Annotated in this window: 13 protein-coding genes and 1 pseudogene; 12 read left to right on the forward strand and 2 right to left on the reverse strand. The window is 53.2% G+C overall.

Annotation, left to right across the window (positions count from 1 at the left end; all coding sequences use genetic code 11):
• Positions 1 to 187: 187 nt before the first annotated feature.
• From QMG90_RS10190 to lpfE, 5 genes are read left to right on the forward strand one after another with little or no spacing between them, the layout of a single operon-like run.
• The gene (locus tag QMG90_RS10190; RefSeq protein WP_283283696.1) at positions 188 to 718 is read left to right on the forward strand and encodes a fimbrial protein; all 531 of its coding nucleotides are present in this window, start codon (positions 188 to 190) and stop codon (positions 716 to 718) included.
• Between the two features lie 53 nt (positions 719 to 771).
• Positions 772 to 1,458, forward strand: a complete 687-nt coding sequence (locus tag QMG90_RS10195; protein ID WP_283283697.1) for a fimbria/pilus periplasmic chaperone — start codon at positions 772 to 774, stop codon at positions 1,456 to 1,458.
• Between the two features lie 22 nt (positions 1,459 to 1,480).
• On the forward strand, positions 1,481 to 4,009 hold the full coding sequence (locus QMG90_RS10200; RefSeq protein ID WP_283283698.1) for a fimbria/pilus outer membrane usher protein: 2,529 nt from the start codon (positions 1,481 to 1,483) through the stop codon (positions 4,007 to 4,009).
• A gap of 1 nt (position 4,010) precedes the next feature.
• Positions 4,011 to 5,066 (forward strand): fimbrial protein, encoded by a 1,056-nt coding sequence (locus tag QMG90_RS10205; RefSeq protein WP_283283699.1) that lies wholly within the window; start codon positions 4,011 to 4,013, stop codon positions 5,064 to 5,066.
• Positions 5,067 to 5,083: 17 nt separating this feature from the next.
• Positions 5,084 to 5,590 (forward strand): long polar fimbrial protein LpfE, encoded by a 507-nt coding sequence (lpfE, locus tag QMG90_RS10210; protein ID WP_283283700.1) that lies wholly within the window; start codon positions 5,084 to 5,086, stop codon positions 5,588 to 5,590.
• A gap of 1 nt (position 5,591) precedes the next feature.
• Here lpfE and QMG90_RS10215 read toward each other — a convergent pair whose 3' ends face one another.
• Positions 5,592 to 6,203, reverse strand: a complete 612-nt coding sequence (locus QMG90_RS10215) for a helix-turn-helix domain-containing protein (RefSeq protein ID WP_283283701.1) — start codon at positions 6,201 to 6,203, stop codon at positions 5,592 to 5,594.
• Between the two features lie 375 nt (positions 6,204 to 6,578).
• Between QMG90_RS10215 and spy the strand changes: the two genes are divergently transcribed.
• Together spy and ves are read left to right on the forward strand one after the other, a co-directional pair.
• Positions 6,579 to 7,070: an ATP-independent periplasmic protein-refolding chaperone Spy gene (spy, locus tag QMG90_RS10220; protein WP_283283702.1), complete on the forward strand. Its 492-nt coding sequence runs from the start codon at positions 6,579 to 6,581 to the stop codon at positions 7,068 to 7,070.
• Positions 7,071 to 7,274: 204 nt separating this feature from the next.
• Positions 7,275 to 7,850, forward strand: coding sequence for an environmental stress-induced protein Ves (ves, locus tag QMG90_RS10225; RefSeq protein ID WP_283283703.1), 576 nt, complete (start codon positions 7,275 to 7,277; stop codon positions 7,848 to 7,850).
• A 21-nt stretch (positions 7,851 to 7,871) separates the two neighbouring features.
• Here ves and nadE read toward each other — a convergent pair whose 3' ends face one another.
• Positions 7,872 to 8,699, reverse strand: coding sequence for an NAD(+) synthase (gene nadE / locus QMG90_RS10230; RefSeq protein ID WP_283283704.1), 828 nt, complete (start codon positions 8,697 to 8,699; stop codon positions 7,872 to 7,874).
• A 221-nt stretch (positions 8,700 to 8,920) separates the two neighbouring features.
• Here nadE and osmE point away from each other — a divergent pair, with 221 nt between their 5' ends.
• The 5 genes and pseudogenes from osmE (at position 8,921) to chbC (ending at position 12,520) form a co-directional block, all read left to right on the forward strand.
• The gene (osmE, locus tag QMG90_RS10235; RefSeq protein WP_038154359.1) at positions 8,921 to 9,259 is read left to right on the forward strand and encodes an osmotically-inducible lipoprotein OsmE; all 339 of its coding nucleotides are present in this window, start codon (positions 8,921 to 8,923) and stop codon (positions 9,257 to 9,259) included.
• Positions 9,260 to 9,560: 301 nt separating this feature from the next.
• On the forward strand, positions 9,561 to 9,854 hold the full coding sequence (locus tag QMG90_RS10240; protein WP_283283705.1) for a PTS sugar transporter subunit IIB: 294 nt from the start codon (positions 9,561 to 9,563) through the stop codon (positions 9,852 to 9,854).
• A gap of 45 nt (positions 9,855 to 9,899) precedes the next feature.
• Positions 9,900 to 10,880, forward strand: coding sequence for an IS5-like element ISKpn26 family transposase (locus QMG90_RS10245; RefSeq protein ID WP_117308960.1), 981 nt, complete (start codon positions 9,900 to 9,902; stop codon positions 10,878 to 10,880).
• Positions 10,817 to 11,041: pseudogene (locus QMG90_RS22465) on the forward strand (hypothetical protein). Before QMG90_RS10245 ends, QMG90_RS22465 begins: the two are co-directional and overlap by 64 nt.
• 120 nt (positions 11,042 to 11,161) lie before the next feature.
• Positions 11,162 to 12,520: a PTS N,N'-diacetylchitobiose transporter subunit IIC gene (gene chbC, locus QMG90_RS10250; protein ID WP_283283706.1), complete on the forward strand. Its 1,359-nt coding sequence runs from the start codon at positions 11,162 to 11,164 to the stop codon at positions 12,518 to 12,520.
• Positions 12,521 to 12,535 lie beyond the last annotated feature (15 nt).

Raw genomic sequence — 12,535 nt, forward strand, 5'->3', positions numbered from 1 at the left:
GGTAATAATCAATTTGTTAACCCTGTCGAATCTTTATATCGTTTATCCCGTCACCGCATGAAGCATAAAAAAAGAAATAGTGTGATGCTTTTATAGCACACTCGTTGCTTTTTTTAGTGATGGTCGGTGAACGATATTATCAGAATTAACGCTGATAACAGGATCTATTAACTATCAGGAATGTCATATGAAAAAATTGCTTTTAGGTGCCGCGTTGTTACCGCTCGCGGTTATTGCCACAATGCAAACAGCAAGCGCCAGCGACGGGACCATTAAGTTTAATGGATCAATTGTGGATTCTCCCTGCGTCATTTCTTCAGCGTCGCAGAATCAGGAAGTGGATCTGGGTGCAGTGAAAAGCTCGACCTTTGCCGCAACGGGGGATAAATCTACCGCCACGCCGTTCCAGATTAAGCTCGAAGAGTGCGATCTGACCGCCGGTAAAACCAAGGTCAACGTGGTGTTTAACGGTATTGGCGATGATGATGATACCTCATTGCTCTCCGTTGATAATGGTGCGGGAAGCGCGACCGGCGTCGGGATCGGTATTTTTGATTCCAAAGGTGAAGCCATTGCCCTTAATGATGGCGCCTCTCTTGAGACGTTATCCGAAGGGGCAACCACGCTGAATTACGATGCCCGCTATGTCAGCACTAAAGATGCGGTCACCATCGGTAACGCCAGTGGGCAAGTCGATTTTAGTCTGACCTACGAGTAATTATTGGGTCGCTCTGGCAGGCATTCGTCTGCCAGCCTTTCATTGAGGTTAATATGTTACGTATTTCAACTGCGTTTGCCGCGGTCTGCCTTTTTGTGCCTGGCTGCTTTGCAGGTGGTATTTCATTAAATGCCACGCGGATTATTTATCAGGAAGGTCAGAAAGAAGCCTCGCTGACGGTACAGAATCATAGTCAGAAAGATGTCTTTCTGGTGCAGTCATGGATTGATGATATTAACGGCAATAAAAAGACGCCATTTATTATTACGCCGCCATTATTTCAGATGCAGCCGAATAAAAATAATGCGTTGCGGATTGTGAATATTAATAACCAGCTGCCTGCTGATCGCGAATCGGTGTACTGGATTAACGTTAAAGCGATTCCGGCGGTGAGCGAAGACGGTGCCGGGAAAAACCTGCTGCAAATCGCGGTTCGCACGCGCCTGAAACTGTTTTATCGCCCCAGCGGATTGCCTGGCGATCAGGCCAGCGCCGCGAAGATGCTGACGTTTTCCCATGCCGGAAAGCAGCTCGCCATCGATAACCCGTCGGCATATGTGATGACGTTCCACGATCTGAAAGTGGGCGACAAGACGATTAGCGATCCGGTGATGGTACCGGCGAAAGGCCATCTTTCAGTCAAATTACCGGCAAATGTCGGGGCGTTCAGCCAGGTGCAGTACAGCATCATTAACGATTTTGGCGCAGCCGGTGCGCTGATGACACAGCCGGTGCGCTGAGTCGGGGCTACGGGTTGCCATTATGGAGACGTCGCGACACTCACTCACCCTCATGGTGATGATTACGCTGGTGGGGAGCGGTGCAATTTGCACGCTACCGGCAGCCGCGGCGAAGTTTAACCCCAAATTTCTCGAAAACGCAGAGGGTATTGACCAGCATCTTGATCTCTCCGCTTATGAACAAAACGATGCGCAACGCCCAGGGAAATATCAGGTCGATATTTACGTCAATGATCAGAGACAGACCTCCGGGGCACTGACATTTACCGCCGCCCATGATGATAAGCAGGGACAAACGCTGTTGCCCTGCCTGACCAAAGCCCAGTTACAAGCCTGGGGCGTAAGAACAGCGGCGTTCGATGACATCGCGAAACTGCCTGATGACGCCTGCGTGCCGTTCTGGGCCATCATCCCTGGCGCGCAAAGCGTGCTGGATTTCAATGCGCTGAAACTGTCGTTGAGTTTCCCGCAGGCGGCGATGGAGCAGACAGCGCGCGGCACGGTGCCGGAAAATCGTTGGGATAACGGCATTCCGGCACTGCTGTTTGATTACAGCTACAGCGGCAGCCAGAACCACTATCAGTCAGAGAGCGGTGACGGCAACGAGGGCAGCAGCGAACGCAGTGACTATCTCAACCTGCGTAGCGGTTTTAACCTCGGGCCGTGGCGTCTGCGCAACAATAGCGTCTGGCAGCACGGCAGCGGTGACAATCACTGGGACAGCATGGGCACTTACCTGACCCGGGCGCTGATCCCGCTCAAATCGCAACTGACGATGGGAGATACCTCCACCTCAGGCGACATTTTCGACAGCCTGCCGGTGCGTGGCGTGGTGCTCGCATCAGATGATCAAATGCTGCCGGACAGCCAGCGTGGCTTCGCGCCCGTGATCCGCGGTATTGCTAAAACCAACGCCGAAGTGGTGGTGGAACAGAACGGCTATGTGATTTACCGCCGTTTTGTGTCACCGGGACAGTTTGAAATTAACGATCTCTATCCGACGTCGAACAGCGGCGATTTAACGGTGACCGTGAAAGAGAGCGACGGCAGCGAGCAAAAATTCATTCAGCCGTATGCGGCGGTGGCGATTATGCAGCGTGAAGGCCAGCTCAAATACAGCCTCGCGGCAGGTCGTTATCAGGCTGGTAACTACCAGAGTGAGTCGCCGCAACTCATGGAAGCGACGGCGATATACGGTTTACCCGCCGGAATGACCGCCTATGGCGGTGTACTGGCAGGCGTTGGCTATAACGCACAGGCACTGGGTATTGGTAAAAATATGGGCGAATGGGGAGCGTTGTCACTGGACGCCACCCACGCTACCAGCCTGGCGGCGGACGATGTCGTATCGAGTGGTTACGCCTGGCGGTTGCTGTACGCCAAAAGTTTTGCCGCCACCGGCACCAGTTTTAACCTCTCCGGCTACCGCTATTCCACGCCGGGCTTTTACACCTTTCAGGAAGCCACAGACAGCCGCAGCGAGGCCGACAGCGATTACGGTCATTACCATCGCCGCAGCCAGTTGCAAATTAATATGACGCAGCAACTGGCGACATGGGGCTCGTGGTACATCAACGCCACGGACCAGAAATACTGGCAGGGCGACGATGAGAGCCTGACGTTTTCGACAGGCTATAACGGGCATATCGGGCGCGCCACCTGGTCGCTGGCCTGGTCGGCAAACAGGAATCCCGATGATGACACCACCGATCGCTTGTGGTCGCTGGACGTCAGTCTGCCCATCGGATCGGCATGGAGCAGTTTCCACACCACCCGCGATCAGGACAAACGCACCGTGTCGCAGGTGGGGCTCAATGGCACACTGCTCGACGACCATAACCTGGATTACAGCGTGACCGAGGGTTATGGCAGCGACGGGCAGGGTAACAGCGGCAGCGCCTCGCTGAACTACCAGGGCGGGCGCGGGGATGTGGATGTTGGCTACAACTATGGCGCGGATTCCCGCCAGCTCAACTACAGCCTGCGCGGTGGGGTGATTATGCACAGCGGCGGCGTCACGCTGTCGCAACCGCTCGGCGAGACCATGGCGCTGGTCAGCGCGCCGGGGGCGCAGGGCAGTAGCGTCACCAATAACAGCGGTGTGACGATTGACCGTTTCGGCAACGCGGTCGTGCCGCAGTTGACGCCATACCGGGAGACAGAGGTCTCGCTGCGCAGCGAAACGCTCAACAATCAGGTGGATCTGAACGATGCCTTCCTGCAGGTCGTACCGACACGCGGCGCGGTGGTACGGGCCAGTTTCGATACCCGTGTGGGTTACCGCGCGCTGTTGACGCTAACCCGTCCGGAGAAAGGCGCGGTGCCGTTTGGCGCCACGGCGTCGCTGGTGGATGACCACGCGAAAACCCCGACCACCGGCATGGTGGCGGAAGACGGCGAACTGTATATCAGCGGTCTGCCGGAGAAAGGACGCATCGACGTGAGCTGGGGCAAAGGGCATGATGAACGCTGCGTGGCGGATTACCAGCTTCCACAATCACAATTACGCAGTGCGGTGATTTCACTGTCTGCGACCTGTCAGAGTGAATAATATGAAAATCATCATGGGATTACTGGCCTGCGGATTATGGCTGGCATTGAGCGGCGCACCGGCGCAGGCGGCAGGCGACTGGGGGCCATGCCAGTCCGATACTGTGCATCAGTTTCCATCTTCCTTTAATGAGACGATCACCGACCCGTCGCAGAACTATTCCGGGCATGAATTTGATAATTTTTACCACTGGGACAACGGTCAGAAGTACACCATTATCTGCGAATGTCCCGATAATATGTCCAATCCACCTGTGTCCTACTATAAGGCTACGGTTAATCTCCCGGCAGGGCATGCGGCGAACTGGTACCAGGTGAATGATAACCTTGAGGTGCGTACCAGCATTGATGTCTATAACCAGGGAAGTGTCATCACGCCATTCAGCGATCTGTCGAATAAAACAGTGTCGTCAGGTGAATGTGAAGCTAAAGGCGGTACGCATAATGCGTCGACAGGGACCAAGGGTAGCGTGTCACTGTATATCGCGCATCCGTTTGTCGGTACCTCTACCATTCCGCAAGTGGAAATAGCGGCATTGTATGCCAGCAAAAAAGCGGGCGTCTATTCGACGACGCCGATCGTGCGGGTCCTGCTCAGCGGCACGGTTGAAGTGGATCAGGGTTGTGAGATTGACGGCGGGTCGGTGGTGAATATTCCGCTGGGGGAGTATGACGCGCGTGATTTCGAAGTGCCCGCCGGAAGCAAACCACAGAACGTACAGATAATCAAAGAAAAGCTGGTGCTTCACTGTCATAACATTTCGGATGGCGTTCGCGCGTGGGTGCATATTGAAGGGACTGTCAATCCCAACAACGCCACCGCGATTGATATGGGCAACCCGGATATTGGTGTGCAAATTGCTGGCGACACCAGCGAGAAAGTGATGATCCCAAATGACGTTAACAGCGAAGAGCAGCTTGCGCTGGGCTTCCAGGACGCCAGTGGCAGCCGCAGCGCAGTGTTCAATATGCACGCGTGGCCCATCAACACCACCGGTAAACGCCCGGCATCAGGCGATTATCAGGGCATTGCTTCGTTGCGGGTGGAGATCGAATAATCATGAGGCGCTTTTTTTTGACGGGTTTATGTTGCCTGCCATTGCTGGCGCTGGCGAAAACCGATATCGGTTCGCCAGGCGATCTTCACTTTTCGCTGTCGATACGCCAGGGCACCTGCGAACTGGTGCAAAGCGATTTCAGCGTGGAGATGGGCGAGGTGTCGCTCGCCCGTGGGCAAAACGTTGGTGATGCGTTGAACAGCGTCCCGTTTACCCTTGGACTGCAACATTGCGGCGATGTGGTCACCGCCCGCGTGACCATGGATGGCGCAGCAGATACGGATAATCCTGATCTTTTTGCGCTCGACAAGGGCGGCGCCGACGGGGTGGCGCTGAAGATTGTTGATGCCAACGGTAAAATACAAAAACCGAAAAGCACCGATGCGACGAGTCATGATTTTGCCATTACCCCGACGCAGGGCATGATTTCGCTCGCCTGGACCGCCAGCTATGTGGTGACGCACACGCCGGTGAAAAGCGGTGCCGCAAATGCGCTGGTGAATTTTTCTGTGGAGTACGAGTAGCTTAAAAACGCTCGGGCAGGCGGTGAACGCCCAGCAGTTTGCCGTTTTCCAGCGCAATGTAATCGCCTTTTTTCAGTTCGCTCAGGATCCGCTGAATACCGCTGCGTGAGAGCAGGGTGCGTTCCTGCAGATATTCCAGCGCGGTCATATTATGACGCAGCAGTTCATCTTCCTGCATAAACGCCAGCAGCGTCTGGCGAATCAGCTGGTAGCTCGATTGACCGACGTAACTGGCGGGCTGGCGGAACAGTTCGGTGGCCATAAAGCCCTGCACACAGGCGACGCTCTTCCACAGCTGTTTTTCATCGAACAGGGTCAGCGCCTGCTGACGAGGGATTATCTCGTAGCGCACCGTATTGCGTGTTTTCAGGTAGATCTGTGGCTGTCGGGTGGTTTCCGTCAGGGCAAAACCCAGTACAAACGGAGCGTACAGGTGGGCAACCAGCAGATGGTCGCTTTCACGGAAAATGCCGACGATCCCTTCATGAAGCACACAGACCACCGGCTCCGGAATATGGCGCAGTGAGATGAGCTGCCGCGGTCTGGCGGTGCGAATGTTTTCCGGGGAGGACAACGCGTCGGTCAGCGTCTGAATATGGTCAGAGGGCTTCATGCATTAACCAAACAAATACGAATGTATGTGATTATAAAGGAGGTTGATGCTTTTGCCAGAGGAAATAAAAACAAGGGCAGCAGGTGTTTTTTTCGACATTGTTAACCAGAAAACAGAATTATCCTGGAGAAGTGCTTTTCTTTTATTCAGTAAGCAGGTATGCTTTCTCCATAATTTCTTTAAAATCATCCAGATAAAATACTTTTTTTCCATTCTTCATCATTATTCCTTATTTCCTCCATAATTGGTGAAAAGTTGTTTTTTACCCTTTCATTGTTTTACGCACACTCTGACTAATTGACGTTAAAGGTCGTAAAGTTAATCACGTCAACACGGCAACGCGCCGTCAGAATAACTGAAAGTAAGGAATAACCTATGAAGAAGATGATTGCTCTGTTTGTTGCCTCTACACTGGCTCTGGGTGCGGCTAACCTGGCACACGCCGCTGATACCACTACCGCTCCGGCCACGCAGCCGGACGGCAAAATGATGATGCACCATAAAGGCAAGCCAGGCATGCATCATGACATGATGTTCCAGGGGCTGAACCTGACCGATGCGCAGAAACAGCAGATCCGCGACATCATGAAAAGCCAGCGCGACAACATGAAACGTCCGTCCCTCGACGAACGTCGTGAAATGCATAACCTGATCGCCAGCGACAGCTTCGATAAAGCCAAAGCGGAAGCGCAGATCAACAAGATGGCAGAGCAACACAAAGCGATGATGCTCTCCCGCATGGAAACGCAGAACAAAATCTACAACATTCTGACTCCGGATCAGAAAAAGACCTTTAATGCCAATTTTGAGAAGCGTCTGACAGAACGTCGCGCGCCAGACGGTAAAATGCCAGTACCTGCTGAATAACCCAGCACCCGGACTCAAGACCGCCGGTCTTGCCCACTCTGCGCCTTATGGGCTGTGGGCAGGCCCGGCGGTTTTCTTTTTTACAGCGCGACACTAAGGTAAACATCCGGTGTGCCGATAGTCATTTTCGGACAGGAAAAAATAACCATAAAACGGCTGCTTACCTTGAGCCTTCCGGCGCATCCGCGTCGTTCAGGAGTCGCAATGGAATACTTTGATATCCGCAAAATGCCCGTCAGTTTGTGGCGCAACGGCGGCGGTGAAACCCGCGAGCTGTGTTGTTTCCCGCCCGGTACACGCGATTTTAGCTGGCGCGCCAGCATTGCCTCTATCGCCAGCAACGGTGATTTTTCTCTTTTCCCTGGCGTGGATCGGGTCATTACGTTGTTGGAAGGCGGCGAAGTGATGCTCGATGGCGGCGCGGCGTTTCAGCATACGCTGACCCATTTCAAACCGTTCTATTTTGCCGGTGAGCAGCGTGTTTACGCGCAGTTGTCTGATGGCAAGATGTCGATGGATTTTAACGTGATGACCCGGCGAGACCGCTGCCAGGCGCAGGTGCGGGTGGCGGATCGCACCTTTACCACTTTTGCGCCTCATGGCGGCGTGGTGTTTGTCCTGAGCGGCGCGTGGCAACTGGGTGATAAACTGCTGACTGCTGATCAGGGTGCTTACTGGCAGGAGGGACCGCATACGCTGCGGCTGCTGAAACCGGAAGGGCGGTTGCTGTATGGCGAGATCACCTGGTTACCGGGTCAGGCGCTGGCGGCATCCGCCTGAAGCAAATGCCGCCTTGCAGGATTATTTTTTCCAGAAATCGTCAAACACAGTGATCGGCGGGCGGCGCTTGTGCTCGGTGCGGGTATACCAGCCTTCGATGATTTTCGCGATGCTGTCGTCGAGCTTTTTACCCTCAAGATAGTCATCAATATTATCGTAGGTGACGCCCAGCGCCGCTTCGTCAGGCAGAGACGGTCTGTCGTCTTCGAGATCAGCGGTCGGCGCTTTCTTATAGAGATGCTCCGGGCAGCCCAGTGTGGCCAGCAGCTGTTTTCCCTGGCGTTTGTTCAGGCGGTAAATCGGGTTAATGTCGGTACCGCCATCGCCGTATTTGGTGAAGAAGCCGGTCACCGCTTCAGCGGCATGGTCGGTGCCCACGACAACCCCTTTGGTCATTCCCGCAATGCTGTATTGCGTTTTCATCCGCTCGCGGGCTTTTTCGTTGCCGCGCACAAAATCGCTCAGCTCAATTCCTGCCTCGCGCAACGCCTGTTCGCTCGCCAGCACGGCGCCTTTGATGTTCACGGTCAGCACGCGATCCGGCTGAATGAAATTGATGGCATCCTGACAGTCCTGCTCGTCAGCCTGAACGCCGAAAGGCAGGCGTACGGCGATAAACTGCAGGGCTGAATTCCCGGTCTCCTCGCGCAGTTCGCTGATGGCCATCTGGCAGAGTTTGCCGGTGAGGGTGGAATCCTGACCTCCGCTTATTCCCAGCACCAGGGTGTGCAGAAACGAATAGGTTTTCAGGTAATCTTTGAGGAAATCCACACTGCGACGGATCTCAGCGTCAGGGTCAATCTGCGGCTTCGCGCCAAGTGTACGAATAATCTCGTGTTGTAACGTCATGCAACACCTCCATAAATGAATAAGCGTGATGTGTTAAAGCTAACGCGTTGCCAGGAAAACGACAAGGATCACAGTTTTGATTGCTGCAAAAGGGCGCGATTCAGCAGCTTATCGTTTTTTCACTAGAATGTTCCGAAAGTTATTTCAATTAACATGCTAAGTTGAAAAATCGTCTGATCTATTCCAGGCTTATAACACGCTGATAAACAAGAGGACGGAATATGAACACGAAAATCGCAGGAATGTTAGGTGCAGCGGCAGTATTCACAATGCTGGCAGGTTGTACTGCCTACGATCGAACCAAAGACCAGTTCACACAGCCAGTGGTCAAAGATGTGAAGAAAGGGATGACACGAGCACAGGTTCAGCAGATCGCTGGTCAGCCGTCATCAGAAGTCTCCATGATCCACGCGCGCGGTACCTGCCAGACCTATATCCTGGGTCAACGGGAAGGTAAGGCTGAAACCTACTTTGTGGCGCTCGATGACACCGGACGCGTGATTAACTCTGGCTATCAGACTTGTGCTGAGTACGACACCGATCCGCAGGTCAATAAGTAGCTATCCTTAGTTTGCATGAGCGTTACGAAAGCCTGTCCTCACGGACGGGCTTTTTTGATCGCCAAATCTTATTTCTTTTCGCGAATTATTTGACTGAAGTGTGAAGGTAGTCATAACCGGAGGTCAACCAGAGACAATTTTTACTAAACAGGGATTATCCACCCCTGGTGCGTTGGCGTATACTCATCTCATCAAATCAAGTAACCAAACGGTTACAAAAACACCGGCTGGCAGGGGAATGGAAACCATCCTGGCCGTCGGAAGCAGAAAGAAGATAGAAAAATAAGTTGAGGAGGCGTCTATGGAAAAGAAACACATTTATCTGTTTTGTTCTGCGGGCATGTCGACATCGCTACTGGTCTCTAAAATGCGTGCTCAGGCAGAAAAATACGAAGTCCCGGTTATTATTGATGCATTCCCTGAAACGCTGGCAGGGGAAAAAGGACCGCAGGCCGATGTGGTATTACTTGGCCCCCAGATTGCTTATATGTTACCCGAAATTCAACGCTTACTTCCGAATAAGCCCGTGGAAGTGATCGATTCAATTCTGTACGGCAAAGTAGATGGTTTAGGGAAGGTGCGAACAAGTTCCTGATATGAGATCATCATATTCATCCGGAGCGCATCCCAGAGGGACATCATGAGCCATCAACTCACCTTCGCCGATAGTGAATTCAGCACTAAGCGCCGTCAGACCCGAAAAGAGATTTTCCTCTCCCGCATGGAGCAGATTCTGCCATGGCAGAATATGACCGCTGTCATCGAGCCGTTTTATCCCAAGGCGGGCAATGGCCGACGGCCCTATCCGCTGGAGACCATGCTGCGTATTCACTGCATGCAGCATTGGTACAACCTGAGCGACGGTGCCATGGAAGATGCCCTGTACGAAATCGCCTCCATGCGCCTGTTTGCCCGATTATCCCTGGATAGCGCCCTGCCGGATCGCACCACCATCATGAATTTCCGCCACCTGCTCGAGCAGCATCAACTGGCCCGTCAATTGTTCAAGACCATCAATCGCTGGCTGGCCGAAGCAGGCGTCATGATGACCCAAGGCACTTTGGTGGATGCCACCATCATTGAGGCACCCAGCTCTACCAAGAACAAAGAGCAGCAACGCGATCCGGAGATGCATCAGACCAAGAAAGGCAATCAGTGGCACTTTGGCATGAAGGCCCACATTGGTGTCGATGCCAAGAGTGGCCTGACCCACAGCCTGGTCACCACCGCGGCCAACGAGCATGACCTCAATCAGCTGGGTAATCTGCTTCATGGAGAGGAGCAATTTGTCTCAGCCGATGCCGGCTACCAAGGAGCGCCACAGCGCGAGGAGCTGGCCGAGGTGGATGTGGACTGGCTGATCGCCGAGCGTCCCGGCAAGGTAAAAACCTTGAAGCAGCATCCGCGCAAGAACAAAACGGCCATCAACATCGAATACATGAAAGCCAGCATCCGTGCCAGGGTGGAGCACCCGTTTCGCATCATCAAGCGGCAGTTCGGCTTCGTGAAAGCCAGATACAAGGGGCTGCTGAAAAACGATAACCAACTGGCGATGTTATTCACCCTGGCCAACCTGTTTCGGGTGGACCAAATGATACGTCAGAGGGAGAGATCTCAGTAAAAACCTGAAATAACGCCAGAAATGGTGGAAAAAATAGCCTAAATAGGCTGATTCGATGTGTTTGCGGGAAAAAAATCGGCCCAGATCCGCGAAATTTTAATCAGCGAGTCAGCTTGGGAAGAAATGACCTGCTTATTCGCACCTTCCTTAGGTGTACTTAAAGCCGCTGTCGCCGCAATTAAAAAAGCTGCAGCGCAATAATTTTATTATTTTTCCCGTCAAAGAGTAATTTCACACACATGCGCCGTAATATTCATTGCGGCTTTTAAGGGTATTTTTCTATGAGTAGAGTCATCGGTTCGCTTGAAAAGGTACTCCTTCCTTTTGCAGTCAAAATTGGAAAGCAGCCTCACGTTAATGCGATTAAAAACGGCTTTATTAAATTAATGCCGTTGACCCTCGCAGGGGCAATGTTTGTACTGATTAATAACGTCTTTCTGAGTTTTGGCGAAGGTTCATTCTTTTTCTCCCTGGGTGTTCGCTTAGATCCCGAAACCATTGAAACGTTAAATAGTTTCAAAGCCATCGGCGCCAACGTGTACAACGGTACATTAGGCATTATGTCGCTGATGGCGCCTTTTTTTATTGGCATGGCATTGGCGGAAGAGCGAAAAGTTGACCCATTAGCCGCAGGCTTATTATCTGTAGCCGCCTTTATGACCGTTACACCGTACAGCGTAGGTGAAGCCTATGCGGTAGGCGCGAACTGGCTGGGTGGGCAGAATATTATTTCCGGCATGATTATTGGCCTGGTTGTCGCGGAACTGTTTACCTTTGTCATCCGCCGTAACTGGGTGATTACACTGCCAGACAGCGTACCGGCGTCGGTCTCGCGCTCCTTCTCGGCGTTAATTCCTGGCTTCCTGATCCTCTCCATTTTCGGGATCATCTCCTGGGCGCTGACGCACTGGCAGACCAACTTCCACCAGATCATCATGGATTCCATCTCTACGCCGCTGGCGTCGATGGGTAGCGTGGTTGGCTGGGCTTACGTGGTGTTCAACTCGCTGCTGTGGTTCTTCGGTGTGCACGGTTCTCTGGCGCTGACCGCGCTGGACAACGGCATCATGACCCCATGGGCGCTGGAAAACATCGCGCTGTACAACCAGTATGGTTCTGTCGACGCGGCGATTGCTGCCGGTAAACAGTTCCACTTCTGGGCGAAACCGATGCTCGACTCCTACATCCTGCTGGGTGGTTCCGGAGCGACGCTGGGTCTGATTATCGCCATCTTCATTGGCTCCCGTCGCGCCGACCATCGTCAGGTTGCGAAGCTGGCGCTGCCGTCAGGTATCTTCCAGATTAACGAGCCGATTCTGTTTGGTCTGCCGATCATCATGAACCCGGTGATGTTCATCCCGTTTGTCCTGATCCAACCGATTCTGGCCGCAATTACCCTTGCCGCCTACTCGATGGGCATTATTCCACCGGTCACCAACCTGGCGCCGTGGACGATGCCAACCGGCCTTGGGGCGTTCTTCAACAGTAACGGTAGCATCGCAGCACTGCTTGTCGCGCTGTTCAACCTGGGGGTCTCGGTTCTGGTTTACCTTCCGTTCGTGACGGTCGCTAACAAAGCGCAGACGGTCATTGACGAAGAAGAGAGCGAAGAAGATATCGCTGAAGCACTGAAATTCTGATGTCGCGCGGTGTGG

The sequence above is a fragment of the Trabulsiella odontotermitis genome, from assembly GCF_030053895.1.
Classification (GTDB): domain Bacteria; phylum Pseudomonadota; class Gammaproteobacteria; order Enterobacterales; family Enterobacteriaceae; genus Trabulsiella; species Trabulsiella odontotermitis_C.

Bases quoted from the DNA above. Each gene is read 5' to 3' on its own strand.
- QMG90_RS10205 (WP_283283699.1), top strand. From the start codon at position 4,011: ATGAAAATCATCATGGGATTACTGGCCTGCGGATTATGGCTGGCATTG.
- spy (WP_283283702.1), top strand. From the start codon at position 6,579: ATGAAGAAGATGATTGCTCTGTTTGTTGCCTCTACACTGGCTCTGGGT.
- nadE (WP_283283704.1), bottom strand. From the start codon at position 8,699: ATGACGTTACAACACGAGATTATTCGTACACTTGGCGCGAAGCCGCAG.
- QMG90_RS10245 (WP_117308960.1), top strand. From the start codon at position 9,900: ATGAGCCATCAACTCACCTTCGCCGATAGTGAATTCAGCACTAAGCGC.
- QMG90_RS10190 (WP_283283696.1), top strand. From the start codon at position 188: ATGAAAAAATTGCTTTTAGGTGCCGCGTTGTTACCGCTCGCGGTTATT.
- QMG90_RS10200 (WP_283283698.1), top strand. From the start codon at position 1,481: ATGGAGACGTCGCGACACTCACTCACCCTCATGGTGATGATTACGCTG.
- chbC (WP_283283706.1), top strand. From the start codon at position 11,162: ATGAGTAGAGTCATCGGTTCGCTTGAAAAGGTACTCCTTCCTTTTGCA.
- osmE (WP_038154359.1), top strand. From the start codon at position 8,921: ATGAACACGAAAATCGCAGGAATGTTAGGTGCAGCGGCAGTATTCACA.
- ves (WP_283283703.1), top strand. From the start codon at position 7,275: ATGGAATACTTTGATATCCGCAAAATGCCCGTCAGTTTGTGGCGCAAC.
- QMG90_RS10240 (WP_283283705.1), top strand. From the start codon at position 9,561: ATGGAAAAGAAACACATTTATCTGTTTTGTTCTGCGGGCATGTCGACA.
- QMG90_RS10195 (WP_283283697.1), top strand. From the start codon at position 772: ATGTTACGTATTTCAACTGCGTTTGCCGCGGTCTGCCTTTTTGTGCCT.
- QMG90_RS10215 (WP_283283701.1), bottom strand. From the start codon at position 6,203: ATGAAGCCCTCTGACCATATTCAGACGCTGACCGACGCGTTGTCCTCC.